We start from the raw sequence: 26,578 nt of genomic DNA, 5'->3' as shown, positions 1-26,578 counted from the left end.
TTGTGAAGACGACGCCATGAATCTCAATGCTCCCCCGATGTCCCATTTTATCAGAGACGGATTGAAGCTTGCCTTTTTCGATGATGGCGATCCGAACGGCCCGCCGGTGCTGCTGATCCACGGCTTCGCCTCGACGGCGATTGCGAATTGGGTCAATCCGGGCTGGCTGAAGACGTTGGGCGAGGCGGGCTATCGCGTGATCGCCATCGACAACCGTGGCCACGGCGCGAGCGACAAGCTTTACGATGCCGATGTCTACCATCCATGGATCATGGCTGAGGATGCCGTCGCCCTTCTCGATCATCTGGGCATCCCCGAGGCGCATATCATGGGTTATTCCATGGGTGCCCGTGTTTCGACCTTCATGGCGATCGCTCATCCGGATCGCGTCCGCTCGCTGGTTCTCGGCGGTCTCGGCATCGGCATGGTCGAGGGCGTCGGCGATTGGGATCCGATTGCGGACGCGCTGGTGGCGCCGTCGCTCGATGATGTCACCCATGCACGTGGGCGCATGTTCCGCGCCTTTGCCGAACAGACGAAAAGCGATCGGCAGGCGCTGGCCGCCTGTATCCAAGGCTCACGCGATCTGGCCTCGAGGGAGGATGTGGCAAGGATCGAGGCGCCGACCCTGATCGCCGTCGGCACCAAGGACGATATCGCCGGCTCGGGCCAGGAACTGGCCGCATTGATGCCGAACGCCGAGGTCATCGACATACCGAACCGCGATCACATGCTCGCCGTCGGCGACAAGATCTTCAAAGCGGCGGTTCTCGAATTTTATCAGCGTCTCGGCAAGCGCTAAGTCACTTGCCGGTGAAGTGTGGCTTCCGCCGCTCTGCAAAGGCAGCGCGGCCCTCGACATAATCGGCGCTGTCGAACGTCTCGGCGCCGATCACTTCCGCTTCGCGCAGAAGGTCCCCATCCTGCTCGATGACGGCCCGGATCGCGAGTTTCGAAGCGTGCAGCGCGATCGGCGCATTGGCGGCGATGGCATGGGCGAGGGCGGATACTTCGCCATCGAACACCTCTGCGTCGATTTCCTCCAGAAGAAAGCCGGCTGCAACCATCTTCTCGCCAGACATGGGCGCGCCGGTGAAGAGCGTGACCTTGGTCATCTGCGCTCCGAGCGCGTTGACGATGTCCTGCACGGCGTCGGCGGGATAGGCGATGCCGAGGCGGGCGGCGGGCACGCAGAATCGCGCGCCCCGTTCGGCAATCCGCAGATCGCAGGCGGCGGCAAGCCCGAAGCCGCCGCCATAGCAGATGCCGCGGATTGCGGCGATCGTCGGCACGCGGCAGTGACGCATAGCCTCGAATGCCTGGCTGTTCAGCGCCTCATAGGCGACCGCGGTCTCGGAGTTCTTGCGTACGCTGTCGAATTCGCTGATATCGGCGCCGGCCGAAAAATCCGCGCCCATGCCGCGCAGAACAATCACATGTGCATGGGCTTCATCGGTCAGAATGCGCACGGCCTGCGGGATGGCGCGCCACATGGCAGCCGTCACCGCATTCTTTCTGTCGGGGTTGCTGATCACAATCGTCCCTATGGCGTCGCTGCATGTCGCTTGAATGAGACCGCCGGCAAAGTCATGCTCGAAATTCATCTGCGACCAACCCATTTGTGTTGCGTGGCTTTTATTCTATATAATGCAGCCCTGACAGAAAATCGGGAGACCGCCAATGGTCGCAGCAACGGATATTCGCCAGGTAGAAGGCTTGGGCGCAGTGAAGGTCATGGACCCGATCTGGGACAGCATGCGCGAGGAAGCGCGCACCGCTGCCGAAAGGGACCCGCTCCTTGCCGCCTTCCTCTATTCGACGATCATAAACCATCGTTCGCTGGAAGAATGCGTCATCTATCGCATCTGCGAGCGGCTCGACCATCCGGATCTGCAGGCCATCCTTTTGCGGCAGACATTTGAAGAAATGCTGGCCGACTGGCCGGAATGGGGATCGATCCTCCGTGTCGATATCCAGGCCGTCTATGATCGCGATCCCGCCTGCCTGCGGTTCTTGGAGCCTGTGCTCTACTTCAAGGGCTTTCATGCGCTGCAGACGCACCGGCTTGCGCATTGGCTCCATAATCGCGGCCGCCGCGATTTCGCGCTCTATCTGCAGAGTCGCTCCTCCAGCGTTTTCCAGACTGACATCAATCCGGCGGCGCGCATCGGCAAGGGTATCTTCCTTGATCACGCGACCGGCCTCGTCGTGGGCGAAACGGCAGTCATCGGCGACAACGTCTCGATCCTGCACGGGGTCACGCTCGGCGGCACCGGCAAGGAGGGCAGCGACCGCCATCCGAAGATCGCCCATGGCGTTTTGATCGGGGCGGGCGCCAAGATCCTGGGCAATATCCAGATCGGCCATTGCTCGCGCATCGCCGCCGGCTCGGTGGTGCTGAAGGAAGTGCCCGCCAAGACGACCGTTGCAGGCGTGCCGGCCAAGGTGGTCGGAGAAGCAGGGTGTTCCGAGCCATCTCGCTCGATGGATCAGCTGCTTGCCGAGCAATTGATCGTGGATCAGATCATGGGTGCGGGAATCTAGGAAGTTCCAATTCGATTTTCCGAGGCTTGCGCTGCCGCTGGATAGCTATGCGCGGTTCCGGTCTTTACACTGCCGCTTTTCCTATGCAAGAAGCGGCCAACCGAGATCCTCACGGAGAAGCATTGTGAAGCCTGAAGAAATCAAGAAACTCGACGCCTATTTCAAGCGCACGTTCAACCCGCAGGTCGTAGTGAAGGCCCGCCCGCGCAAGAACGATTCTGCGGAAGTCTATCTCGGCGAAGAATTTCTGGGTGTCGTCTATATCGATGACGAGGATGGCGACCGTTCCTATAATTTCTCGATGGCCATTCTGGACGTCGATCTCTAATTATATCGATCTCGTATAGCGATCGAATATTCGGGCCGTATTTCATTGAAATACGGCCTTTTTCTTTGGTGTTTGCCTATTTGATCATTCCGCCGCCGTTCTGATCTCTTGCGGCTTCTTTCTGACCAAATGCCAATATTTTAATCAAAGCCTGTGGTTGCAGGCGCGATGATATATATTAGGAAAAACAGAATGATGCGGCGCACCCATTATCCTCGACCCCGCGCTGTCATTCAAAATGCAACCGCAAAGGGATATTGCGACGCACAAGACTACTTGACTAATTGTGCGTCGCATTTAACCTTTGTCCCTGTAAACCGGCCGCCGGCCGGCCAACAAGGGACGGAGAAGCATGTTCAATTTCGATGAAGCGAACAAGAAGGGCAAGGAAGCCATGGACACGGCGCTGAAGAGCTATTCCGATGTCACCAAGGGCTTTCAGGCAATTGCTGCCGAAGCTGCTGAATACTCCAAGAAGTCTTTCCAGGATGGTGTTGCACACTTCGAAACGCTCGCCGGCGTCAAGAGCTTCGAAGCTGCCTTCGAACTGCAGAGCAGCTATGTGAAGTCTTCCTACGAAAACTTCGTTGCCGAAGCCACCAAGCTTGGCGAAATGTATGCCGATCTCGCCAAGACTGCCTACAAGCCTTACGAAGCGCCGGTCGCGGCTGCGACGAAGGCCGCCAACAAGGCAACAGCAACGGCGACCGCCGCTTAAACTTTCGCCGAAAGGCAAAATTTCCGGAAAGACCGGCTGCGCGATGCGTGGCCGGTCTTTTGCGTTTTGACGCGCCCAACCGGATGTGGCGATATGCAGCGACTTTTTTGGCCGCAGCCCCCTTTGTCAGCGAATTGTGATTGCAGTGTCCCGCAAGGGGCTTAAAATCACGCCAATATGAACTAAGTTAGAGGTTCGGATATCCGGCCCGACCAAATGAAGAAACCAACCCAGTGCCAAGTCGGAATGCGATAGCTTCTGCCGGATGATTTGAGGAATGAATGAAATGATCGCTGAGCCGATCCGGATGCAAAACAACAGCGAAAGGAACGGGGACAACGGAAACCGTGGGACCTCGGTTATCACGCGGACCAAGCCCAAGACCAAAAAACCGAACCTGTACCGCGTGCTGCTTCTGAATGACGACTATACGCCCATGGACTTCGTGATCCATATCCTGGAGCGTTTCTTCCAAAAGGATCTAGAAGGTGCCACCCGCATTATGCTTCATGTCCACAACCACGGCGTGGGTGAGTGCGGGATATATACATATGAAGTAGCCGAAACGAAGGTGAGCCAGGTGATGGACTTTGCCCGGCAGCACCAGCATCCGCTGCAATGTGTTATGGAAAAGAAGTGAGGATCTGAACGTGCCAACATTTTCGCCTAGTCTTGAGAAGGCGCTGCATCAGGCACTGACCTACGCGAACGAGCGGCATCACGAGTATGCCACGCTGGAACATCTGCTTTTGGCGCTGGTAGACGACGCCGATGCCGCAGCTGTCATGGGCGCGTGCAATGTTGATCTCGACGCGCTCCGTAAGACTCTGACTGAATACGTCGATAATGAACTCTCCAACCTGGTCACGGGCTATGATGAGGACTCGAAGCCGACCTCCGGCTTCCAGCGCGTCATCCAGCGTGCCGTGATCCATGTGCAATCTTCCGGCCGCGAGGAAGTGACGGGCGCCAATGTTCTCGTCGCGATTTTCGCGGAGCGGGAAAGCCATGCTGCCTTCTTCCTGCAGGAGCAGGAAATGACCCGCTATGACGCGGTCAACTATATCTCGCACGGCATCGGCAAGCGCCCGGGTTCCTCCCAGACCCGCACGCCGCGCGGCGCCGAGGAAAGCGAATCCGAAAGCAAGCCGACTTCCCGCGGCGAGCAGGAGGAGGGCAATGGCAAGAAGCAGCAGGACGCGCTGAAGGCCTATTGCGTCAACCTCAACGAGAAGGCCAAGAACGGCAAGATCGATCCGCTGATCGGCCGCAATTCCGAGGTCAACCGCACCATCCAGGTGCTATGCCGCCGCTCGAAGAACAATCCGCTCTACGTCGGCGATCCCGGCGTGGGTAAGACGGCGATTGCCGAAGGTCTTGCCAAGCGGATCGTCGAGGGCAAGGTTCCGGAAGCGCTTGCCGATGCCACGATCTTTTCGCTCGATATGGGTACGCTGCTTGCCGGCACCCGTTATCGCGGCGATTTCGAAGAACGCCTGAAGCAGGTCGTCAAAGAGCTTGAGGAGTATCCGGGCGCCGTGCTGTTCATCGACGAGATCCACACCGTCATCGGTGCAGGCGCCACCTCCGGCGGCGCGATGGACGCATCGAACCTATTGAAGCCGGCCCTTTCCTCAGGCGCGATCCGTTGCATCGGTTCGACCACCTATAAGGAATATCGTCAGTTCTTCGAGAAGGACCGGGCGCTCGTCCGCCGCTTCCAGAAGATCGACGTCAATGAGCCGAGCATCGAGGATGCCATCGAAATCATGAAGGGCCTGAAGCCCTATTTCGAAGAGTACCATCACCTGCGCTACTCGAACGACGCCATCAAGACGGCTGTCGAGCTGTCGGCGCGCTATATCTCCGACCGCAAGCTGCCGGATAAGGCGATCGACGTGATCGACGAGACTGGTGCGGCCCAGATGCTGCTGCCGCCGTCCAAGCGCCGCAAGCTGATCACCGAAAAGGAGATCGAAGCGACGATTGCGACCATGGCCCGCATTCCGCCGAAGACGGTTTCCAAGGATGACGAGATGGTGCTCGCCAATCTCGAGCAGGAACTGCGTTCGGTCGTCTACGGCCAGGATACGGCGATCGAAGCACTGTCGACCTCGATCAAGCTGGCACGTGCGGGCTTGCGCGAGCCGAACAAGCCGATCGGCTGCTACGTCTTCTCCGGCCCCACCGGTGTCGGCAAGACGGAAGTTGCCAAACAGCTTGCCTCGTCGCTCGGCGTCGAACTGCTACGCTTCGATATGTCGGAATACATGGAGCGCCATACGGTTTCTCGTCTGCTCGGTGCACCTCCCGGCTATGTCGGCTTCGACCAGGGCGGTCTGCTGACCGATGGCGTCGATCAGCATCCGCACAGCGTGGTTCTGCTCGACGAAATCGAGAAGGCGCATCCGGATATCTTCAATATCCTGCTGCAGGTCATGGACCATGGCGCGCTGACAGACCATAACGGCAAGAAGATCGACTTCCGCAACGTCATCCTGATCATGACGACCAATGCGGGCGCTTCGGAAATGGCCAAGGCCGCGATCGGCTTCGGTTCGTCCAAGCGTACGGGCGAGGATGAAGAGGCTCTCAATCGCCTGTTCACGCCGGAATTCCGCAACCGTCTGGATGCTGTCATTCCCTTCGCGCCGTTGCCGACGACCGTTATCCACAAGGTCGTGCAGAAGTTCATCATGCAGCTGGAAGCGCAGCTTTCCGAACGGAACGTTACCTTCGACTTGCACGAGGACGCCATCGCATGGCTGTCCGAGAAGGGTTACGACGATAAGATGGGCGCCCGTCCGCTGGCGCGCGTCATCCAGGAAAGCATCAAGAAGCCGCTGGCCAATGAAATCCTCTTCGGCAAGCTGAAGAAGGGCGGCGTCGTCAACGTCACCGTCGGCAAGAAGGAAGACGGCTCGACCGGCATCCTGCTCGAAGCGATCGCCGACACCGCTCCGATCCGGCCGAAGCCGGAAGCCGAAGTGGGCGATGTGCCGACCGAGGTGGAAGAGGATGACGGCGACACCACCGTCAAGGCCAGAAGCCGCGTCGGCAAGGCTGCAACGGCAGCTGACAGCCGCCGCTCGGCCAAGGCTTCGACGTCGAGCGAAAGCGACGAGTCCGAAGGCAAGTCGCCGCGCAAGGGCGGCGGCACGGTTCCGAAGGTTCCGCGTAAGTAGTCGCCGATCGGTGATTTGAGAAGAATGAAACGGCTGCACTAGAGATAATGCAGCCGTTTTTATATGGTTATGAGGAAAACCTCAGAGAAGACTTGAGAATCTCAGCGCATCAAGCCAGCGCTTCGATGATCTTCCTTGCGTTTTCCGCCAGCACAGCGCCATCCTCCATCTTGCCCGAATGCGGCTTCAGCGCGACGCCCTCGATGCGCGGGATAACGTGGAAATGCAGATGGAAGACGGTTTGTCCCGCGGGGGGCTCGTTGAACTGCGCGATATAGACGCCATCCGCGTCGAAGGCGTCCCGAACGGCCACGGCGATCTTTTGTACCACCGTGATAGCATGCTGCAGCGCGGCCGGATCGGCATCGAAAATATTGCGCGAGGGTGCCTTCGGCACGACAAGCGTATGGCCCGGCGACTGCGGCATCACATCCATGAAGGCGACGGTGTGCTCATCCTCGTAGACGCGGTAGGAAGGAATATCGCCCTTCAGGATCTTTGCGAAGATATTGTTGTCGTCATAGGCGGGGCTGGTCATCCAGGGTCTCCTCGTCTTGGGTTTGTGTTTATGCCGAACGGTTAGATATCCTGCCGCTCACCCTTGCGGAAGGGACTGTGCTCTGTAAGAATTTCGCTCATCTCCTCCACTTGTTCCCGCTCATGCTCCAGGTAGTCGGCGACGGCGCGCCGCAGACCCTGATGGCCGATATAATGCGCGGAATGCGTGATGACGGGAAGATAGCCGCGCGCCAGCTTGTGCTCGCCCTGTGCTCCGGCTTCCACGCGCTTCAAGCCTTTGCTCAGCGCAAAATCGATCGCCTGATGATAGCAGACTTCGAAATGCAGGAAGGGATGATCCTCGATGCATCCCCAATGGCGGCCGTAAAGCGTCTCGCCGCCGATGAAGTTGATGGCGCCGGCGATGTAACGTCCCTCACGCTTGGCCATGACGAGCAGGATATCGTCAGGCATACGCTCGCCGATCAGCGAATAGAATTTCCGCGTGAGGTAGGGGCGGCCCCATTTGCGGCTGCCTGTATCCATATAGAAGGCGAAGAACTGGTCCCATAGGCCTTCGGTCAGATCGCTGCCGGTCAGCCAGTCGATGGTGATGCCGTGCTCGACCGCCGCGCGCCGTTCCTTCTTTAGCGCCTTGCGCTTGCGCGATGCCAGCGTCTCCAGGAAAGCGTCGTGATCGGCGTAACCCTCGTTGATGAAGTGGAACTGCTGGTCGGTGCGATGCAGATAGCCGTCGGTTTCGAAAACCGAAACCTCGTCTTCCGGCAAGAAGGTGATGTGCGCCGAGGAAACGCCGAGCTGTCGGGTGACCTCTTTCAGGCTCTCGGCAAGCGCCGGCTGCAGCACACTCCGATCCTGTCCCTCGGCGACGAGCAGCCGCGGTCCGGTGGCGGGCGTGAAGGGAATGGAGCACTGCAGCTTCGGATAATAGCGGCCGTCGGCTCGTTCGAAGGCATCGGCCCAGCCATGATCGAAGACATATTCGCCCTGGCTATGGCTCTTCAGGTAGCCCGCGACGGCACCAAGCAATTCGCCGCCGTCGGTTTCGAGCAGCAGATGATTGCCGAGCCATCCCGTCTTGTCGGTTGCGGAGCCGGACTCCTCCAGCGATGAGAGGAAGGCGTGCGAGACAAAGGGATTGTAGGGCAGGACGGTGCCGGTTCTGGACGCTCCGGCGAGCTTGGACCAGCTCTCCGGGGCGATGTTCTTGAAGGATCGTTCGACTCGAATGGATAATTCGTCTGTCATCAAGGTCTTGCGCTTGGAAGGAAGGGAGGGGCTCTCACCGCTGCGCCTCCGCCCGATGGGCGTGCCGTCGGCGCAGCGGCAATTTGGGTATGCGCAAAGCCTCTCCTTCAATCGATGCCGATTTACGAGGCCAGGCGCGGATCAAAACCTTCGAAGGTCATCTGGTCTGCATTGGCAAATGTATGTTTGCGGGCCGCTTCGTCGCGCACGGTCCAGGTGATGACCGGAATACCGCGCTGGCGTTGCGCCGTAACAAAGGGGTTCGGCAGGTGGCCGTAGAAGTACGAAATGAAGTCTAACCCAAGATGCATGGCTTCGTCATGCTGAAAAAACGTCTCAGGCTTGTTTCCTTCAGCGGTCAGTCCCACAGGGTAGGGCGCTTCCAGGCTTTTAAGATCCTTCAGCAGCCAATGGTCGAAACTCATCAGCGCTACATGCCCCTTGTAGCCTTCCAGCACTTCGAGCACGGATTCCGCAAAGCCATCGTCATCGCCTTCGCGTCCCTTGAGCTCCAGCACCAGCGGCACCTTGCCGCCGCAAAGCTGCAGGAGCTGCTTCAGCGTCGGGATCTTGTCCTTGGTACCGCCGACCGACAGCAGACCGAGCTCGGCGGAAGTGCGTTCGCGCACTTCGCCCGGCAGATTGCAGACGCGCTGGAGGTCGTCGTCATGGAAGACCACCGGAACGCCGTCCGAGGCGTAGTGCAGGTCGCATTCGATGGCAAAACCCGCCTCGATGGCGCGGCTGAAGGCCGAGAGCGTATTCTCCCAAACCTCCTTGTTCATGTCGTGATAGCCGCGGTGAGCGACGGGACGCTCGGTCAACCAGGCAAGCTTGCTCATTATGCAATTTCCAGAATGGCATCGATTTCAACGGCGGCATTGAGCGGCAGGGCGGCCATGCCGACAGCGGCGCGGGCATGCTTGCCGGCTTCGCCCAGTACGTTTGCCAGAAGATTGGATGCGCCGTTGATCACAAGGTGCTGTTCGACGAAATCGGGTGTTGAGGCAACGAAGCCGTTGAGCTTGATCAGCCGCTTGATCCGGCCGAGATCGCCGCCGAGGGCAGCTTTCGCCTGGGCGAGAATATTGATGGCGCAGAGCTCTGCCGCACGCTGGCCGGCGGCCACGTCGACGTCCTTGCCGAGATGGCCTGTCACGCCGATCTTGCCGTTTTCCATCGGCAGCTGGCCCGACAGATACAGAAGATTGCCGCTGATGACATAGGGAACGTAATTGGCGGCCGGAGCTGCAGCTTGCGGCAGAACGATGCCGAGTTCCTTCAGGCGGCCCTCGATAGCGTCGGACATTATTCATCTCCCGTTTTGTTGTAAAAACTTCAAAAATCCGGCATCAAGACTAAATTCCGTCACTTAGGATCGGCAGCCTCGTTTCAGCCGAAAGCGTTCTTATAACATCGCGTGCGAGTCCAACAGGAGATAATGAATGTTCCGCTCGAGTCTTGCTGCTACCGTCGTTTCGGGCCTGAGCATTCTGTCACTGGGAACCTCGGCAGCCTATGCGGCCGGTCCGAGTGGGCTGATCGCGCATCGCGCCGTCTATGATCTCGAACTGAAGGATGCCTCTGACCGCTCCGGCATTTCCGGCATGGTCGGCCGCATGGTCTATGAGTTCGAAGGCTCCGATTGCACCGGATTCACCACCAATTTCCGTTTCGTGACGAAGATCGATACGGGTGACTCAACGCGCGTCAGCGACCAGCAGACGACGACTTTCGAGGATCTCGGCAAGCGCCTGTTCCGCTTCGAAACCAAATCCTATACCGACAGCCAGCTCGACAAGGACGTACGCGGCGCCGCAAGCGACGACCAGAAGGGCATCAAGGTCGATCTCACGCAGCCGCAGAACAAGCAAGTCCAGATCATCGAGAGCCGCTTCCCGACGGAGCACATGCTCGACATCATTCATAATGCGAAGCTCGGCAAGAATTTCTTCGAGGCACAGGTTTTCGATGGTTCGGATGACGGCGACAAGCCGCTGATCGCGACCACCGTCGTGGGTAAGGAGCAGACGCCGGCAACGGACGATCCCGATGCCGACAAGGCTGGTGCCTTCTCCAAGACGCCTTTCTGGCCGGTGACTGTGGCTTATTTCAACGAAAAGTCCGCGGGCGACGCCATACCCGTCTACCGCATGTCCTTTAAACTCTACGAGAACGGCATCACGCGCGACCTCACCATGGATTATGGCGACTTCGTGCTGACCGGCAAGCTCACCAAGCTTGAAGTTCTCGGTACGAAGGCGTGCCAATAGCTCGCTGCGGGATGGATTGAGATAAGAATCGGTTATTTTGAGCCTCAAGCCTTGCATTCCATGCGAATCGAATGTATGGGCACCCGCATTCCACACGTAAGGCATGGGATTGTCCGGGAGAAATCCGGATTTTTCCGCCCGGTGGCATTCTCGAAGAGGATGCTGTTCGCCTTGCGGAGGTTCAACCGGAAAAGGATACAAAGGCATGGCATTGCCCGATTTTTCTATGCGCCAGCTTCTCGAAGCAGGTGTTCACTTCGGCCACCAGACGCACCGCTGGAACCCGAAGATGAAGCCGTACATTTTCGGCGATCGTAACAACATCCACATCATCGACCTCGCCCAGACGGTTCCGTTGCTGAGCCGCGCTCTGCAGGTTGTCAGCGACACCGTTGCCCGCGGCGGCCGCGTTCTGTTCGTCGGCACCAAGCGTCAAGCGTCCGAACTGATCGCCGATAGCGCAAAGCGTTCGGCTCAGTATTACGTCAACGCCCGCTGGCTCGGCGGCATGATGACCAACTGGAAGACGATCTCCAACTCGATCCAGCGTCTGCGCAAGCTCGACGAAATCCTCTCCGGCGAAGCCCAGGGCTTCACCAAGAAGGAGCGTCTGAACCTTGAGCGCGAGCGCGAAAAGCTCGACAAGGCCCTCGGCGGTATCAAGGACATGGGCGGCACGCCGGACCTGATGTTCATCATCGACACCAACAAGGAAAAGATCGCGATCGACGAAGCCAAGCGCCTCGGTATCCCGGTCGTCGCCATCATCGACTCGAACTGCGATCCGGACCTGATCGACTACCCGATCCCGGGCAACGACGACGCATCGCGCGCCATCGCTCTTTACTGCGACCTGATCTCGCGCGCTGCCATCGACGGCATTGCTCGCCAGCAGAGCGCATCGGGCCGTGACCTCGGCGCTTCTGAAGAAGCTCCGGTCGAGCCGACCCTGGCGGACGGCACCGAAGCCTGATCGCGCCAAGAGGCGGACAATAAACTGTCCGCCCAAGCGCAATGACATCCGGGATAAGGCCGTTTGCGACTTCAACAAGTTCGAGCGGCCTTATTGCGTTTTTGGTAACTGCTTGCCCGCTGCATAATTCCTTAAATCCCAATCGATTTAAGGGTAAATTATGCAGCAGATTTAAAGTGCTACAGCGACCTTTACGCGCCATCTGTGACGCGCGGCGCTGTAGGCGGAAAATCCAGGCACGTTCCAATCAAGAATTCCACAGTATGACGCTGCTTCATAACGCTGTCATACTTACGGGTACATTTCGTCCCTCAAATCGGTGCCGCTTCGGCTTGACGCCCTTCGCCGCACCGTATGAACCGACAAGAGGAAGCTTATGACCGAGATTACGGCTGCACTGGTGAAAGAACTGCGCGAAAAGTCTGGCGCAGGCATGATGGACTGCAAGAAGGCGCTGACCGAGACGAACGGCGATATCGAAGCCGCGATCGATTGGCTGCGCGCCAAGGGCATCTCCAAGGCCGACAAGAAGTCCGGCCGCACCGCCGCTGAAGGCCTGATCGCTATTGCCGGCGCCGGTCACAAGGCCGTTGTTGTTGAGCTCAACTCCGAAACCGACTTCGTTGCCCGCAACGATGCCTTCCAGGACCTCGCTCGCGGCATCGCCGAAGTTGCGCTGTCCACCAACGGTACGGTCGAAGCCATTTCGGCTGCGACCTATCCGGCATCCGGCAAGGCGGTCGCCGACGCGATCAAGGACGCGATCGCAACCATCGGCGAGAACATGACGCTCCGTCGTGCGGCCAAGCTGGAAGTCGAGCACGGCGTCGTGGCGACTTACATCCATAACGCTGCCGGCGACGGTATCGGCAAGCTCGGCGTTCTGGTCGCTCTTAAGTCGGTCGGTGACAAGGCCGTTCTGACGTCGATCGGCCGCCAGATCGCCATGCACATTGCTGCCACCAACCCGCTGGCTATCCGTGCTGAAGAAGTCGATGCCGCCGTCGCTGAGCGCGAACGCAACGTCTTCATCGAGCAGTCCCGCGAATCCGGCAAGCCGGAAGCCATCATCGAAAAGATGGTCGAAGGCCGCATGCGCAAGTTCTTCGAGGAAGTCGCTCTTCTCTCGCAGGCTTTCGTCATCAACCCGGACCTGACGGTCGGTGCTGCCCTCAAGGAAGCTGAAAAGACCGCCGGCGCCCCGATCGAAATCACCGGCATGGCCCGTCTGCTGCTCGGCGAAGGCGTCGAGAAGGAAGAAAGCGACTTCGCTGCAGAAGTTGCGGCTGTCGCCAAGGGCTGATCTGAGCATTTCCAGGAAAAGTGCGTAGCGGTTTTCCGTTCGGAATGCGTAAGGAAACAAAACGATAGGGCTTTTCCGCAGTTTGAAGACGTGCGGAAAAGCCCGATCGAAAAGAGACATATCCCGGTTTGGTGAAACCATATCAGGGAAAACGTCAGGGCATCGCGTGACAACGCGGTGCCCTTCGTGTATCCGGCATTCACAATCATTCCCCCGGTGATCACTTCAAGGAGCTACGATGTCCCAGCCGATCTACAAGCGCGTGTTGCTCAAGGCCTCCGGTGAAGCTCTGATGGGCAGTCAGGGTTTTGGCATCGACGTGACCGTTGCAGACCGGATTGCCTCCGATATCGCCGAAGCGCGCGCCATGGGTGTCGAGGTCGGCGTCGTGGTCGGCGGCGGCAATATTTTTCGCGGTGTTGCGGTAGCCTCAAAGGGCGGGGATCGCGTGACCGGCGACCACATGGGGATGCTCGGTACGATCATCAACGCGCTGGCGCTCGCGACCTCGCTGCGCAAGCTGGATATCGACACCGTCGTGCTCTCGGCCATCTCCATGCCGGAAATCTGCGAGAGCTTCTCGCAGCGCGCCACGCTTTACCACCTCTCGCTCGGCCGCGTAGTGATCTTTGCCGGGGGCACCGGCAATCCGTTCTTCACCACCGATTCTGCAGCCGCGCTGCGTGCCGCCGAAATGGGCGCTGAAGCGATCTTCAAGGGAACCCAGGTCGACGGTATCTATTCCGCCGATCCGAAGAAGTTCCCCGATGCCGAGCGCTTCGACCATCTGACCCATAGTCAGGTGCTCGAAAAAGGGCTGGCCGTAATGGATGTGGCGGCCGTGGCGCTTGCACGCGAAAATTCCATTCCGATCGTCGTCTTCTCCATTCACGAGAAGGGCGGCTTCGCGGAAATCTTGACCGGCGGCGGCCGCAAGACCATCGTATCAGACAACTGACATTCCTGTGACGCCGGGTCAGCCCCGGTGTCGCCTTATTACAGGGGAGCATAGACATGAGTGAAGCCAGTGATCTCAAGGAACTGAAGCGCCGTATGGATGGCGCCATTGCGGCATTCAAGAGCGACATCGCCTCGCTGCGCACCGGGCGCGCATCCGCCAACATTCTCGATCCGGTCGTGATCGAAGCCTATGGCTCGCGCATGCCGCTGAACCAGGTAGCCAACATCACGGTGCCGGAGCCGCGTATGCTGACCGTGTCGGTATGGGACAAGTCGATGGTCAGCGCTGTCGAGCGCGCCATCCGCGAATCCAATCTCGGCCTCAATCCGATCGTCGATGGCCAGAATCTGCGCATCCCGCTGCCGGAACTCAATGAAGAGCGTCGCCGCTCGCTGGTGAAGGTCGCGCATGAATATGCCGAAAAGGCGAAGGTGGCGATTCGACATGTGCGCCGCGATGGCATGGATGGCCTCAAAAAGGCCGAAAAGGATGGCGTAATCGGCCAGGACGAGAGCCGCTCTCTCTCCGAACGTGTGCAGAAGATGACGGATGAGACGATTTCGGAAATCGACCGCTTGCTAGCCGACAAAGAAAAGGAAATCATGCACGTCTGATCGTATGCTGGGGAGTGTCGCGCTTTCGATTTTCGCAAATATTGAAAGCGGCGGCTGCGCCCTAGATTATGAGGCCAGAGCATCTTTCCGCCGAACGAAACCGGACCCATATGTCAGCTCCTACGTTCTCTGTCGTACCTGAACACGTTGCCATCATTATGGATGGCAACGGTCGCTGGGCCAATGCGCGCGGTTTGCCGCGTACCATGGGCCACCGCAAGGGCGTGGAGGCGGTTCGGGAGACAGTGCGGGCGGCCGGTGATATCGGCATAAAATATCTGACGCTATTTGCCTTCTCCTCGGAGAATTGGCGCCGGCCCGAGGCGGAGGTGAGCGATCTCCTCGGCCTCCTCAAGGCCTTCATCCGGAGGGACCTTGCCGAGCTTCACCGCCAGAATGTGCGCATCCGCGTCATCGGCGATCGCACCGGCCTTCGCGGTGATATCCTGCCCTTGCTGATCGAGGCGGAGGAGACCACCAGAAACAATACGGCCCTGACGCTGGTCATCGCCTTCAACTATGGCTCGCGCGACGAAATCACGCGTGCCTTTGCCGGCCTTGCAAAGGATGTCGAGGCCGGGCGGCTGCGTCCGCAGGATATCACTCCGGAGCTGGTCGATGCCCGTCTGGACACCGCCGGCATTCCCGATCCGGATCTCATTATCCGCACGAGCGGCGAGGAGCGGCTCTCGAATTTCCTGCTCTGGCAGGCGGCCTATTCGGAATTCATGTTCGTGCCGGACTATTGGCCCGATTTCAGCCGTGATCTCTTCTTCGCCGCACTGGAGAAATATGCTGCGCGCGACCGGCGCTTTGGCGGGCTTTCCGCCAAGCAGGCGGCGGCCGTGGGGTCCTGATGAGCCGCGAACTCAGGCTGCGCATCATCTCCGGCATCATCCTCGCCGTCATCGTTCTTGCCGCTACCTGGTATGGCGGTTCGGGTTTTCGCCTGCTGGCCGCTGTGATCGGCCTGCTCGTCTATTATGAATGGTCGACGATATCCGATTTGCACGGCCGCGATCCTCAGGGAAACGCGCTCGGCTGGCTTGGGCTCGTATTGATCGCCGGTGCGACGGCATTGAGCGAATCTGTCTATTCCATCGAGGTTCTGGCCGCCTTCGTTGCTGTCACGGCGATTATGGTCGCCGTGCGTGGAAAGAGCTGGTGGCTGCCGGGCGGCATATTCTATTCCGGATTGACGGCAATTGCCCTTGCCGAGATCCGCGATGACGATTTTCGCGGCTTCGTGCTGATGCTGTTCGTCTTTGCCACGGTATGGGCGACGGACATCTTTGCCTATTTCGTCGGCCGCGCTATCGGGGGCCCGAAGCTCGCGCCGAGCATATCGCCGGGCAAGACCTGGTCAGGGGCCATCGGCGGCGCTATCGCGGCCGTCATCGCGGGAACGGCGGTGGTCTGGAGCTTCTTTTCAGCCGAGGACCTGTGGATTCCTCTCCTTGCCCTGGTGCTTTCCGTCTGCAGTCAGATCGGCGACCTGTTCGAATCGTTCGTCAAGCGCAAGTTTGGCGTGAAAGACTCAAGCCACCTGATTCCCGGACATGGCGGCGTCATGGATCGGGTCGATGGACTAATTTTTGCTTGTTTTGCAGCGTTTTTGTTGGCTATCGTAATAACGCTGACAATGAGCGGCGAGACCTTTTCATTGGGCGGCGTTCTGCTCGGGGTCTGATACTAGAGCAATTCGAGGAAAAGTGCGCAGCGGTTCTCCGTCCGGAATTGCGAGAAAACAGAAAGATGGAACGGTTCGGAGCTTCCGTGAAAGCTGAACCGCTCTAATACGAACAGGATCGTTGCATGGGTAGCGCGGCTGGCTTCATCGGTTTCTTGACGAACAACGTCATCACATTTGTCTTTGTGCTGTCGTTGCTCGTTTTTGTGCACGAGATGGGCCATTATCTGGTCGGTCGTTGGTCCGGTATCCGCATCATGGCTTTTTCGATCGGTTTCGGGCCGGAGATTGCCGGATTTACCGACAGACACGGCACGCGCTGGAAGCTTTCCCTCATTCCGCTCGGTGGTTATGTGCGATTCTTCGGCGACGAGGACGCTTCCAGCAAGACCGATGTGGATCAGCTCTCCGCCATGACGGAGGAGGAGCGCGCCCAATCCTTCGCTGGAGCCAAGCTCTGGAAGCGAGCTGCAACCGTTGCGGCTGGACCGATCGCCAATTTCCTTCTCGCCATTGTGATCTTCGCAGTCCTTTTCAGCGTTTACGGCCGTACGGTCGCCGATCCCGTTGTTGCCATGGTGACGCGTGACGGCGCGGCCGCGGAGGCCGGCATCGAGCCAGGCGACCGCCTGATCGCCGTCGATGGCAACAAGGTGACGACTTTCGATGAAGTGCAGCGCTATGTTGGCCTGCGCCCGGGCCGCACTATCGTACTGACCGTCGACCGGGATGGCCAGAATCGCGATTTCCGGATCGTTCCGAAACTGGTCGAGGACACCGATCAGTTCGGCAACAAGATGGAAATGGGCCGGATCGGTATCGCGCTCGTCGATCCGGTGGTGACTGCGGTGGAACCGGCCGGGCCTGCGGCAAAGGCCGGTGTGCAGGCGGGAGACCGCCTGATTGCCGTCGATGGCAATAATGCCGCGACTTATTACGATATCAGCCGCTATATCGCCGAGCGCCCCGGCAAGAGCATCGTGCTGACCATCCAGCGCAATGGCGTGATCCGCGATTTGCCGATCGTGACCGCGACATTGGCGGATACAGACGCATCCGGAAACAAGAAGGATGTCGGCAGCATCGGCATTGCGCCGATCGATCCCCTGATTGCATCGATCGGTTCCGACAGTCCCGCGCAAACGGCGGGCTTGCAACTTGGTGACCGCATTCTTTCTGTGGATGGACGAGAGATCGGTTCCATCGGCGAAGTGCAGCGTTATGCGGCTGCTCATGCCGACAAGCCCATGGCGCTGTCGATCGAGCGTAATGGCCAGACCCGCGACATAACAGTGACGCCGAGAAAGTCGGAGGAGACCGATGTCTTCGGCGCACGGACTGAGATTGCCACGATCGGCATCAGCGATGGTCAGAAGCCAATTAGGCTGCGTTACGAGGCTTACGGGCCGTTGCAGGCGCTTACCGAAGGTGTGAAGCAGACCGGCAGCATCGTTTCCGGTACCTTCGAATATATTGGCAACGTCATCGGCGGATACATGAAAGCCGATCAGCTTGGCGGGCCGATTCGGGTTGCGCAACTCTCTGGACAGATGGCAACCCTGGGCTTTGCGGCGGTGCTCCAATTCGCCGCCATACTTTCTGTTTCAATAGGGTTATTAAATTTGATGCCCGTTCCGGTACTTGATGGCGGGCATCTGATGTTCTATGCGATTGAAGCCGTAAGGGGAAAACCTTTGGGTGCACGGGCGCAGGATATCGCTTTCCGGATTGGATTTGCGATGGTGCTCTCGCTCATGGTGTTTGCGACCTGGAACGATATTAGTTCCAGAATAGGCTAGTGGGGCGACGAGAGGAAAATTACGATTTATTTACGATGTTTCAAAGCCGTAGTGGCGAATGGGCCACGCTTTGAAATGAAGTAAACAGAAATTAACGTGCTCCCTTGCTTGTATGTCAAAAGCGGGTAAAACGACACACGTGGCCGGAATCGGGTTCGCTCGGGGCTGGGGACGATTGAAAAAAGGTAAGAAGTGAAATGAAGGCTGGTTCAAAATTTTTGAACGCAGTGTCGGCGGTAGCGCTGTCTGCAGGTGTTGTTGCGTCGGGCGCTGGTGTGATCACCCTTGCCTCTGCTTCTGTCGCTGAAGCAGCTGTTATTCAGCGGGTTGACGTTCGCGGTGCTGGGCGCGTCGGCGAGACGGCGGTCCGGGATAATATCACGATCAAGCCCGGCAAGAGCTTCTCCGCCAGTGACATTGATGCTTCGGTGAAGCAGCTCTATGCCACCGGATATTTCTCCGATGTCCACATTACCGTTTCGGGTAGCACGCTGGTTGTATCGGTCAGTGAAAACAAGCTCATCAACGCCGTAGTCTTCAACGGCAACCGCAAGATCAAGGACGACAAGCTTCAGGGCATCGTTCAGACGCACGCTGCTGGCCCGTATAACGAGGCGACCGTTCAGGCTGACGTGAAGACCATCAAGGATGCCTATGCATCTATCGGTCGTAACGATGTGCAGGTGACGACGCAGACCGCCGAGGTCGCGCCAGGCCGTCTGAACGTGGCCTTCGTCATCAACGAGGGCGAGCGCACCAAGATCGACAAGATCAATTTCTCGGGCAATCAGGCCTATGGCAGCGGTCGCCTTGCTTCGGTCATCGGCACGAAGAAGAGCAACTTCCTGTCGTTCCTGACGCGCAAGGACGTCTACAGCCCCGAGCGTCTGCAGGGCGACCAGGATCAGCTGCGTCAGTTCTACTATAATCACGGTTATGCCGACTTCCGCGTCGTCAGCGCCGATGCGACGCTGAACGAGCAGAGCAACGAATACACGCTGAACTTCAACGTCGACGAAGGTCCGCGCTACACCTACGGCGACATCAACGTCATCTCGACCGTTGACGGCATTAATGCCGACGAGTTGAAGGGTCTTGTCATCACCCACAAGGGTGATGTCTACAGCGCCAAGGATATTCAGACTTCGATCGAGAACATTTCCAAGCGCGTCGCGGCTGCCGGCTATCCGTTCGCCCGCATCACGCCGCGTGGCAACCGCGATCTGTCCGGTCATACGATCGGCATCGAATATTTGGTGGACCAGGGCGAGCGCGCCTATGTCGAGCGCATTGAAATCCGCGGCAACACCCGTACGCGCGACTATGTTATCCGCCGCGAGTTCGACCTGAACGAAGGTGATGCCTTCAACCAGGAAATGATCACGCGTGCGAAGCGCCGGCTCGATGCGCTCGGTTACTTCACCAAGGTCGATATCTCGACGGCTCAGGGCAGCGCTCCGGACCGTGTAGTCGTTATCGTCAATGTTGAAGATCAGCCGACCGGTTCCTTCGGTATCGGCGCCGGTTACGCCGTCGGCAACAATGGCGGTCTGCTTCTGGAAGCTTCGGTCGAAGAAAAGAACTTCCTCGGTCGCGGTCAGTACATCCGTCTCGCCGCAGGTGCTGGTACGGAAGGTAATCGTACCTACAACATCTCGTTCACCGAGCCTTATTTCCTCGGTTATCGTCTGGCTGCCGGTTTTGATATCTTCAAGAACCAGACGTCGAGCGACGATTACTATGATTATTCGGAAGAAGGCTTCTCGCTGCGCGTCACCGCGCCGATCACCGAGAACCTAGCGACGACCCTGCGCTACAACTACAAGCGTCTGACTTACGACGGCACGAACGATTGGCAGAACAATCTTTCGGCTCCGTATCTCAATCTTGTCGAGAACGGTCCGTGGGTGCAGTCGACGGTTTCGCAGACCTTCACCTACAACACGCTGGACGATCAAAACCTTCCGCGTGAGGGCATCATCGCCAAGTTCACGCATGAATTTGCAGGTCTCGGCGGCGACTCCGACTTCTATAAGCTGAGTGGTAAGGCTCGTTACTACCAGATGATCAGCGACGAAGCCGATATCATCGGCTCGCTGACGGTGGGCGCCGGCTACGTGATGCCGACGAATGGCAAGCTGAACGTCTTCGATCAGTTCACGCTCGGCGGCCGTGAAATCCGCGGCTTCGAGAATGCTGGTATCGGTCCGCGTTCGTCACATGGCGATCCGCTCGGTGGTACGACCTACTTCACCGCTTCGGCTGAAGCGAGCATGCCGATGCCTGGCGTTCCCCAGGATATCGGTCTGCGCATCGCAGCCTTCGCCGATGCGGGCACGCTCTACGGCAACAAGGCGAATCTCTTCGGCGATACGCTTCACAACGACAACTCGATCCGTGCATCGCTCGGTGCCGGTCTGATCTGGTCGTCGCCGTTCGGTGTCATCCGCGTTGACTACGCCGTGCCGGTCTTGAAGGAAGATTACGACAAGACTGAGAATTTCCGGTTTGGCATCGCCAACCAGTTCTGATATCGGCAGTCCAGAACTGCGGGCTTGAACACCGTTCTGGAGCTGTGCTTATGGAACATACTGGTTTTTTCCCGTCCCATGGTGGCGTCAGCTTGAAACAACTGGCTGAGCATCTTGGGGCGGAACTTGCTGATCCGGCCTCTTCGGAGGTCATCATCAGATCTATCGCTCCCGTCTATCGGGCAGGCGAAGGTGACGTTTGTTATATCCTTTCCCGAAAGAATCGCGCTGAGCTGGAGACCTGCAAGGCTTCGGCGATCATTTGCCTTCCGGCGCTGAAATCTTTCGTTCCCGATCATATCCCGGTACTTCTGTCGAAGAAGCCGCATACGGATTTCGCTATTGCCGGCGCGTTGCTGCATCCGCAAGCCATGCGCCCGGTTATGTTCACCGCGAATCCGGCGACGATTTCGCCCGCTGCGACGATCGATGCGACCGCTAAGCTGGAGGCCAATGTCGGCATCGAGCCCGGTGCAATTATTGGCCCGGGTGCAGAGATCGGCGAGGGGACCTATATCGGCCCTAACGCCCTCATCGGGCCGGGTGTCAAAATCGGGCGCAATTGCAGCATCGGCGGCGGCGCGAGCGTGCTCTGCGCCTATCTCGGCAACGGCGTCATCGTCCACAATGGCACGCGCATCGGCCAGGACGGTTTTGGATATGCACCGGGACCGCGCGGCATGGTCAAGATCGTGCAGATCGGCCGCGTCATCATCCAGGACAATGTCGAGATCGGCGCCAATACGACGATCGATCGCGGCACCATGGATGATACAGTGATCGGCGAAGGCACGAAGATCGACAACCAAGTTCAGATCGGACATAACGTCCGCATCGGTCGCCATTGTGCAATCGTCAGCCAGGTCGGCATTGCCGGCAGCACGGTGATTGGCGATGGCGTACAGATCGGCGGGCAGGCAGGCCTCAACGGGCATATTCACATCGGCGACGGCGTACAGATCGGTGCCAAGAGCGGCGTGATGAACAGCATCCCGGCGGGTGAGCGCTATGCGGGTCTTCCTGCGCGGCCGCTATGGGATTTTCTAAGGGAATCGGCGGAGATCGCGAAGCGGTCAGGAGCCAGAGACAAGAAAGACGGGAGTGCGGAGCATGACTGAGGAAGCCAAGGCGTCGTTGTCGTCGGCTGACGTTCTGGAAATTATGAAGCTTTTGCCGCATCGCTATCCCTTCTTGATGGTCGACAAGATCATTGAGATCGACAGCGATAATTCCGCGATCGGCATCAAGAATGTAACGGCCAACGAGCCGCAATTCACTGGGCACTTTCCGGGATCGCCGATCATGCCGGGCGTATTGCTCATCGAAGGTATGGCGCAGACTGCCGGTGCGATCTGCGCCCGCAAGGACGGCATTGGCGGTAACCTCGTTTACTTCATGACGATCGACAACGCCCGCTTCCGCAGACCGGTTGTTCCGGGCGACCGTGTTGAATTCCACGTCGTCAAGCAGAAGCAGCGTGGAACCATCTGGAAGTTCCATTGCGATGCCAAGGTCGACGGTTCTCTCGTCGCCGAGGCCGATATCGGTGCGATGATCGTACGGAAGGATCAGGAACAGGCATGAGCAGCATCGCAAAGAGCGCCCGCATCCATAAGCTGGCGGTTGTCGAAGACGGCGCGGTCGTCGGCGAGAATGTTGTTGTCGGCCCGTTCTGCTATGTCGGTCCCAAGGTCGTGCTGCATGACGATATTCAGTTGCTCAACAATGCAGTCGTGACCGGCCGTACGACGATCGGCAAGGGAACGAAGATCTTTCCGATGGCTGTTGTCGGCGGCGATCCGCAGAGCGTTCATCATCATGGTGAGGAAACGACGCTTGACGTCGGCGAGAACTGCACGATTCGCGAAGGCGTGACGATCAATACCGGTACGGCCGATTACGGCGGCAGGACGATCGTCGGCAACAACAACCTTTTCCTTGCCAACTCGCATGTCGCTCACGACTGCCGCGTCGGCAACAATGTCATCATGTCGAATAACGTCATGCTGGCTGGACATGTTACCATCGAGGATCGCGCCATTCTCGGCGGCGGCTGCGCGGTGCACCAGTTCACCCGGATTGGCCGCCAGGCCTTCATCGGAGGTCTTACGGCCGCGAGCTACGATGTCATTCCTTATGGCATGCTGAACGGAAATCCGGGCGTGCTTTCCGGGCTGAATGTCGTCGGCATGACGCGCGCAGGCATAGATCGCGCTGTCATTCATCGGGTTCGACGCGCTTACAAGAGCATCTTCGAGGCCGAAGGTTCGGTTCGCGATAATGCAGCCGCCATCCGTGATGAATATGCCGACTGCAAGGAAGCGATGGAAATTCTCGATTTCATCGCTGCCGATAGCGATCGCGCGCTGTCGTCGCCCAATCGCGGCAAGGCCTGAGGTGGTTTCGACCGGCCAAAACGAAAAGGGCAGGCTGGCGATCATCGCAGGTAGCGGCCTTTTGCCGGTTTACGTCGCTGACGCCGCCCGGCAGGCCGGTGAAAACCCCGTCATCATCGCTTTGACCGACGAGGCGGATCGTGATTGGTCCGCCTTCGATCATGCCAATCTTGGTGTCGGCAACTTTGCCGGTCTCGAAGCGATGTTCCGCCGACATGGCGTCGACCGCGTCGTTATGTCTGGCGGCGTGGCGCGGCGCCCCTCCTGGCGGCAGGTGCATCCGACCTGGCGCGTCATCAGGGAATTGCCCTCGACCATCCGAACCCTTCTTTCGGGCGGCGACAATGCCGTCCTGCAGATGGTCATTCGCCTGATCGAAGCCGGCGGCGTTCGCGTCGTGGGTGCGCATGAAATTGCCCCAGATCTGTTGGCGACGACGGGGCCACTTGGAAAAATCTCGCCGGTGGAAGAGGATCTGCGTGACATCGCCCAGGGCGCAAAGGCCGCGGATGCACTGGGGCTTTTGGATGTCGGGCAGGGCGCGGTCAGCGTCGGCGGCCGTGTCGTCGCGCTCGAAGGCGCCGAAGGCACGGACAAGATGATCGAACGGGTTGCCGAGCTGCGCGCAGCTGGGCGCATTTCCACCCGTCGGCGCGGCGTGCTCGTCAAGCTCTGCAAGCCGCAGCAGGATATCCGCGCCGACTTGCCATCGATCGGCGTATCTACAGTATTGAATGCCAAGAAGGCAGGGCTGGCTGGTGTCGCTATCGAAGCTGGCAGGGCTTTGATCCTCGACCGTCAGGCTGTCATTGCTGCTGCCGACGAGGCCGGCATTTTTGTCTGCGGCATTGATCGTGGGCTCAGCGCGGAGGGCTTCATGTGAGCAGCGCGCCTTTGAAGCTTGCCGTCGTTGCCGGAGAAGTCTCCGGTGATCTGCTGGGTGGCGATCTGGTCGCAGCCTTGAAGCGCCATAATGGTCCGGTCGAGCTGATAGGTGTCGGCGGCGAGGCGTTGGAGGCACAAGGTCTGCGCTCGCTCTTCGATTACTCCGAGCTCTCGATCATGGGGTTCATCCAGGTCATCAAGCGATTACCGAAGCTGTTAGCGCGCATTCGGCAGACGGCAGATGCGATCATTGCTGCAAAGCCGGATGTGCTTGTGATCATCGACAGCCCCGATTTCACTCATCGCGTTGCCAAGCGAGTGCGTAAGGCGTTGCCCGATCTGCCTGTTGTCGATTACGTCTGCCCCAGCGTTTGGGCGTGGAAGGAATATCGCGCGCAGAAGATGCTCGCCTATGTCGACCACGTGCTGGCCGTCTTGCCCTTCGAGCCTGCTGCCATGAAGCGCTTGGGCGGTCCGGCAACCACTTACGTCGGACACCGCTTGACGGTCGATGCCAATCTTGTGGAGACGCGACGTCAGCGCGCCTTGCGCGGCCTGGCGGGCGCCGATGTGGCGAAGACGATCCTGCTTTTGCCCGGATCGCGTGCATCGGAGATTCGGCAGCTGCTCCCGGTTTTTGAGCAGGCTATCGAAGAACTTAGCCGGAGAAATAGCAATCTTCGTTTTCTGCTGCCGACAGTGCCGAAACAGGAGGCGCTGGTTCGCTCGCTGACGGAAAAATGGCAGGTCAAGCCGGATATATTTGTCGGGCAGGGTGCCAAGTGGAGCGCCTTTGCCGAGGCCGATGCTGCCATGGCAGCCTCCGGAACCGTGATCCTGGAATTGGGCCTAGCCGGGGTTCCGGTGGTTTCGACCTATAAGACCGAGTGGTTGGCGAAATTCGTGCTGTCGCGGATCAAGATCTGGACGGCCGCCTTGCCGAACCTCATCGCCGACTATGCTGTACTGCCGGAGCTCATCAATGATGTTCTGCGGCCGGGAATGTTGGCCCGCTATATGGAGCGGCTGGCGAGCGAGACGCCGGAGCGTGCGGCGATGTTGGCAGGTTACGATCTGGTCTGGGAGCGAATGCAGACCAAGGAGCCGCCTGGTGATAAGGCGGCGCAGATTGTTCTGGACGTTCTAGCCCATAAAAAAACCGGTCATCTCTGACCGGTTTTTTTGTTTCAATACCGAAGCTTAACGCTTGGAAACAGGCACATATTCGCGCAGCGGAGCGCCGGTGTAGAGCTGGCGCGGACGGCCGATGCGCTGATGCGGATCCTCGATCATTTCGTTCCACTGAGCGATCCAGCCGACGGTGCGGGCAAGAGCGAAGAGAACCGTAAACATGGTCGTGGGGAAGCCGAGAGCCTTCAGCGTGATGCCGGAATAGAAATCGACGTTCGGATACAGCTTCTTTTCGATGAAGTATTCATCGGTCAGAGCGATGCGCTCCAGTTCGATCGCGATGTCGAGCAGCGGATCGTCCTTGATGCCGAGTTCGCCGAGAACCTCGTGCGCCGTCTTTTGCATGATCTTGGCGCGCGGGTCATAGTTCTTGTAGACGCGGTGGCCGAAGCCCATCAGGCGGAACGGATCGTTCTTGTCCTTGGCGCGAGCGATGAATTCCGGAATGCGGTCGACCGTGCCGATTTCGTTCAGCATGTTCAGAGCCGCTTCGTTGGCGCCGCCATGAGCCGGTCCCCAGAGGCAGGCGATGCCTGCGGCGATACAGGCGAACGGATTGGCACCGGAAGAGCCTGCCAGACGAACCGTCGACGTGGAAGCGTTCTGCTCGTGATCGGCATGCAGGATGAAGATGCGATCCATGGCGCGCGCAAGCACTGGGTTGACGACATAGTCTTCGCACGGAACGGCAAAGCACATACGCAGGAAGTTCGACGCATAGTCGAGGTCGTTCTTCGGGTAAACGAAGGGCTGGCCGATATGGTACTTGTAGGCCATGGCGGCCAGCGTCGGCATCTTGGCGATCATGCGCAGGCTTGCGACCATGCGCTGGTGCGGATCGGTGATGTCGGTCGAATCGTGATAGAAGGCGGAGAGTGCGCCGACACAGCCGCACATGACGGCCATCGGATGTGCGTCACGGCGAAAGCCGGTGAAAAAGCGCGACATCTGCTCATGCACCATCGTATGGTGGGTCACGCGATAGTCGAAGTCCTTCTTCTGCGCTGCCGTCGGCAGTTCGCCGTAAAGAAGGAGGTAGCAGACTTCCAGGAAATCGCCGTGTTCGGCCAGCTGATCGATCGGATAGCCGCGGTGCAGCAGAACGCCTTCGTCGCCATCGATATAGGTGATGCTCGACTCGCACGATGCGGTAGAGGTGAAACCAGGATCGTAAGTGAAAGTGGAGGTGTTCTTATAAAGGGCACCAATATCAATGACACTCGGGCCGATGGTTCCGGTCTTGACCGGCAGATCCACCGTCTTTTCACCCCAAGTTAGTTTCGCGCTTTGTTCCGTCATGCTGATCCTCCAAGATTTGGCGGGATTGACGCCATAAAAAGCGCCAAAAGGTTAAGCGACTACCGACTAGCTATATGATCCAGAGCCTAATGCCAAGTTATCCTAACGCTGAATTGTGCAA

26 protein-coding genes are annotated in these 26,578 nt (G+C 58.7%); 20 read left to right on the top strand and 6 right to left on the bottom strand.

The features are described 5' to 3' along the window. Positions 1–16 precede the first annotated feature (16 nt). Positions 17–802, top strand: coding sequence for an alpha/beta fold hydrolase (locus PH562_RS09225; RefSeq protein WP_285172746.1), 786 nt, complete (start codon positions 17–19; stop codon positions 800–802). Position 803: 1 nt separating this feature from the next. Here the strand turns inward: PH562_RS09225 and PH562_RS09220 are convergent, their stop codons facing one another. Further along, entirely contained in the window at positions 804–1,604 is an 801-nt protein-coding gene (locus PH562_RS09220; protein WP_285172832.1) for an enoyl-CoA hydratase-related protein, read from the bottom strand. 76 nt (positions 1,605–1,680) lie between these two features. On the opposite strand from PH562_RS09220, the gene cysE reads away from it, so the two are divergent. The 5 genes from cysE (at position 1,681) to clpA (ending at position 6,775) form a co-directional block, all read left to right on the top strand. Continuing rightward, the gene (cysE, locus tag PH562_RS09215) at positions 1,681–2,544 is read left to right on the top strand and encodes a serine O-acetyltransferase (protein WP_113233396.1); all 864 of its coding nucleotides are present in this window, start codon (positions 1,681–1,683) and stop codon (positions 2,542–2,544) included. A 124-nt stretch (positions 2,545–2,668) separates the two neighbouring features. Continuing rightward, on the top strand, positions 2,669–2,872 hold the full coding sequence (locus PH562_RS09210; RefSeq protein WP_015339784.1) for a DUF3126 family protein: 204 nt from the start codon (positions 2,669–2,671) through the stop codon (positions 2,870–2,872). A gap of 352 nt (positions 2,873–3,224) precedes the next feature. Further along, positions 3,225–3,590 (top strand): phasin family protein, encoded by a 366-nt coding sequence (locus PH562_RS09205; protein WP_285172745.1) that lies wholly within the window; start codon positions 3,225–3,227, stop codon positions 3,588–3,590. 286 nt (positions 3,591–3,876) lie between these two features. After that, entirely contained in the window at positions 3,877–4,230 is a 354-nt protein-coding gene (clpS, locus tag PH562_RS09200) for an ATP-dependent Clp protease adapter ClpS (RefSeq protein WP_041677877.1), read from the top strand. 10 nt (positions 4,231–4,240) lie between these two features. After that, positions 4,241–6,775, top strand: a complete 2,535-nt coding sequence (gene clpA, locus PH562_RS09195; protein WP_285172744.1) for an ATP-dependent Clp protease ATP-binding subunit ClpA — start codon at positions 4,241–4,243, stop codon at positions 6,773–6,775. Between the two features lie 109 nt (positions 6,776–6,884). Here clpA and PH562_RS09190 read toward each other — a convergent pair whose 3' ends face one another. The 4 genes from PH562_RS09190 to PH562_RS09175 form a co-directional block, all read right to left on the bottom strand. Continuing rightward, entirely contained in the window at positions 6,885–7,313 is a 429-nt protein-coding gene (locus PH562_RS09190) for an HIT family protein (protein ID WP_285172743.1), read from the bottom strand. A 41-nt stretch (positions 7,314–7,354) separates the two neighbouring features. Next, entirely contained in the window at positions 7,355–8,542 is a 1,188-nt protein-coding gene (locus PH562_RS09185) for a GNAT family N-acetyltransferase (protein ID WP_285172742.1), read from the bottom strand. Positions 8,543–8,664: 122 nt separating this feature from the next. Beyond that, the gene (locus PH562_RS09180) at positions 8,665–9,384 is read right to left on the bottom strand and encodes a glycerophosphodiester phosphodiesterase (protein WP_113233401.1); all 720 of its coding nucleotides are present in this window, start codon (positions 9,382–9,384) and stop codon (positions 8,665–8,667) included. Continuing rightward, a complete protein-coding gene (locus tag PH562_RS09175; RefSeq protein WP_113233402.1) occupies positions 9,384–9,851 on the bottom strand; it encodes a RidA family protein in 468 nt (155 codons plus the stop codon). Before PH562_RS09175 ends, PH562_RS09180 begins: the two co-directional genes overlap by 1 nt. 136 nt (positions 9,852–9,987) lie before the next feature. On the opposite strand from PH562_RS09175, the gene PH562_RS09170 reads away from it, so the two are divergent. The 14 genes from PH562_RS09170 to lpxB all read left to right on the top strand — a co-directional run bounded on the left by PH562_RS09170 (position 9,988) and on the right by lpxB (position 25,140). Beyond that, positions 9,988–10,815 carry a cell envelope integrity EipB family protein gene (locus tag PH562_RS09170; RefSeq protein ID WP_113233403.1) on the top strand — a complete coding sequence of 276 codons (828 nt, stop codon included), beginning with the start codon at positions 9,988–9,990 and terminating at the stop codon, positions 10,813–10,815. A gap of 205 nt (positions 10,816–11,020) precedes the next feature. Beyond that, on the top strand, positions 11,021–11,788 hold the full coding sequence (gene rpsB / locus PH562_RS09165; RefSeq protein WP_069612086.1) for a 30S ribosomal protein S2: 768 nt from the start codon (positions 11,021–11,023) through the stop codon (positions 11,786–11,788). 376 nt (positions 11,789–12,164) lie between these two features. Further along, complete coding sequence (gene tsf, locus PH562_RS09160) at positions 12,165–13,091, top strand: translation elongation factor Ts (protein WP_285172741.1); 927 nt, start codon at positions 12,165–12,167, stop codon at positions 13,089–13,091. A 238-nt stretch (positions 13,092–13,329) separates the two neighbouring features. After that, positions 13,330–14,049 carry a UMP kinase gene (gene pyrH, locus PH562_RS09155; protein WP_112507274.1) on the top strand — a complete coding sequence of 240 codons (720 nt, stop codon included), beginning with the start codon at positions 13,330–13,332 and terminating at the stop codon, positions 14,047–14,049. A gap of 56 nt (positions 14,050–14,105) precedes the next feature. Next, positions 14,106–14,666, top strand: a complete 561-nt coding sequence (gene frr, locus PH562_RS09150; protein WP_113233405.1) for a ribosome recycling factor — start codon at positions 14,106–14,108, stop codon at positions 14,664–14,666. A gap of 68 nt (positions 14,667–14,734) precedes the next feature. After that, positions 14,735–15,523, top strand: a complete 789-nt coding sequence (locus PH562_RS09145; RefSeq protein WP_285172740.1) for an isoprenyl transferase — start codon at positions 14,735–14,737, stop codon at positions 15,521–15,523. Continuing rightward, positions 15,523–16,356: a phosphatidate cytidylyltransferase gene (locus tag PH562_RS09140; RefSeq protein ID WP_285172739.1), complete on the top strand. Its 834-nt coding sequence runs from the start codon at positions 15,523–15,525 to the stop codon at positions 16,354–16,356. The genes PH562_RS09145 and PH562_RS09140 overlap by 1 nt, the downstream gene beginning before the upstream one ends. A 125-nt stretch (positions 16,357–16,481) precedes the next feature. Then, positions 16,482–18,155, top strand: coding sequence for an RIP metalloprotease RseP (gene rseP / locus PH562_RS09135; RefSeq protein ID WP_285172738.1), 1,674 nt, complete (start codon positions 16,482–16,484; stop codon positions 18,153–18,155). A 197-nt stretch (positions 18,156–18,352) separates the two neighbouring features. Further along, positions 18,353–20,686 (top strand): outer membrane protein assembly factor BamA, encoded by a 2,334-nt coding sequence (bamA, locus tag PH562_RS09130; RefSeq protein WP_113233408.1) that lies wholly within the window; start codon positions 18,353–18,355, stop codon positions 20,684–20,686. Between the two features lie 50 nt (positions 20,687–20,736). Further along, positions 20,737–21,804, top strand: coding sequence for a UDP-3-O-(3-hydroxymyristoyl)glucosamine N-acyltransferase (gene lpxD, locus PH562_RS09125; protein WP_285172737.1), 1,068 nt, complete (start codon positions 20,737–20,739; stop codon positions 21,802–21,804). After that, positions 21,797–22,270, top strand: a complete 474-nt coding sequence (gene fabZ, locus PH562_RS09120; RefSeq protein ID WP_112610215.1) for a 3-hydroxyacyl-ACP dehydratase FabZ — start codon at positions 21,797–21,799, stop codon at positions 22,268–22,270. Before lpxD ends, fabZ begins: the two co-directional genes overlap by 8 nt. After that, positions 22,267–23,082 carry an acyl-ACP--UDP-N-acetylglucosamine O-acyltransferase gene (gene lpxA / locus PH562_RS09115; RefSeq protein WP_285172736.1) on the top strand — a complete coding sequence of 272 codons (816 nt, stop codon included), beginning with the start codon at positions 22,267–22,269 and terminating at the stop codon, positions 23,080–23,082. The genes fabZ and lpxA overlap by 4 nt, the downstream gene beginning before the upstream one ends. A gap of 1 nt (position 23,083) precedes the next feature. After that, positions 23,084–23,965, top strand: a complete 882-nt coding sequence (locus tag PH562_RS09110) for an LpxI family protein (RefSeq protein WP_113233411.1) — start codon at positions 23,084–23,086, stop codon at positions 23,963–23,965. Next, positions 23,962–25,140, top strand: coding sequence for a lipid-A-disaccharide synthase (gene lpxB, locus PH562_RS09105; RefSeq protein WP_285172735.1), 1,179 nt, complete (start codon positions 23,962–23,964; stop codon positions 25,138–25,140). The genes PH562_RS09110 and lpxB overlap by 4 nt, the downstream gene beginning before the upstream one ends. A 27-nt stretch (positions 25,141–25,167) precedes the next feature. On the opposite strand, the gene gltA is transcribed toward lpxB, so the two are convergent. Next, the gene (gene gltA / locus PH562_RS09100; RefSeq protein ID WP_113233413.1) at positions 25,168–26,457 is read right to left on the bottom strand and encodes a citrate synthase; all 1,290 of its coding nucleotides are present in this window, start codon (positions 26,455–26,457) and stop codon (positions 25,168–25,170) included. Between the last annotated feature and the right edge of the window lie 121 nt (positions 26,458–26,578).

The organism is Rhizobium centroccidentale, from assembly GCF_030182565.1.
In the GTDB taxonomy this organism is placed as follows: domain Bacteria; phylum Pseudomonadota; class Alphaproteobacteria; order Rhizobiales; family Rhizobiaceae; genus Rhizobium.
The sequence above is the reverse complement of the archived record's forward strand: the minus strand, read 5'-3'. Positions and strand labels throughout refer to the sequence as shown.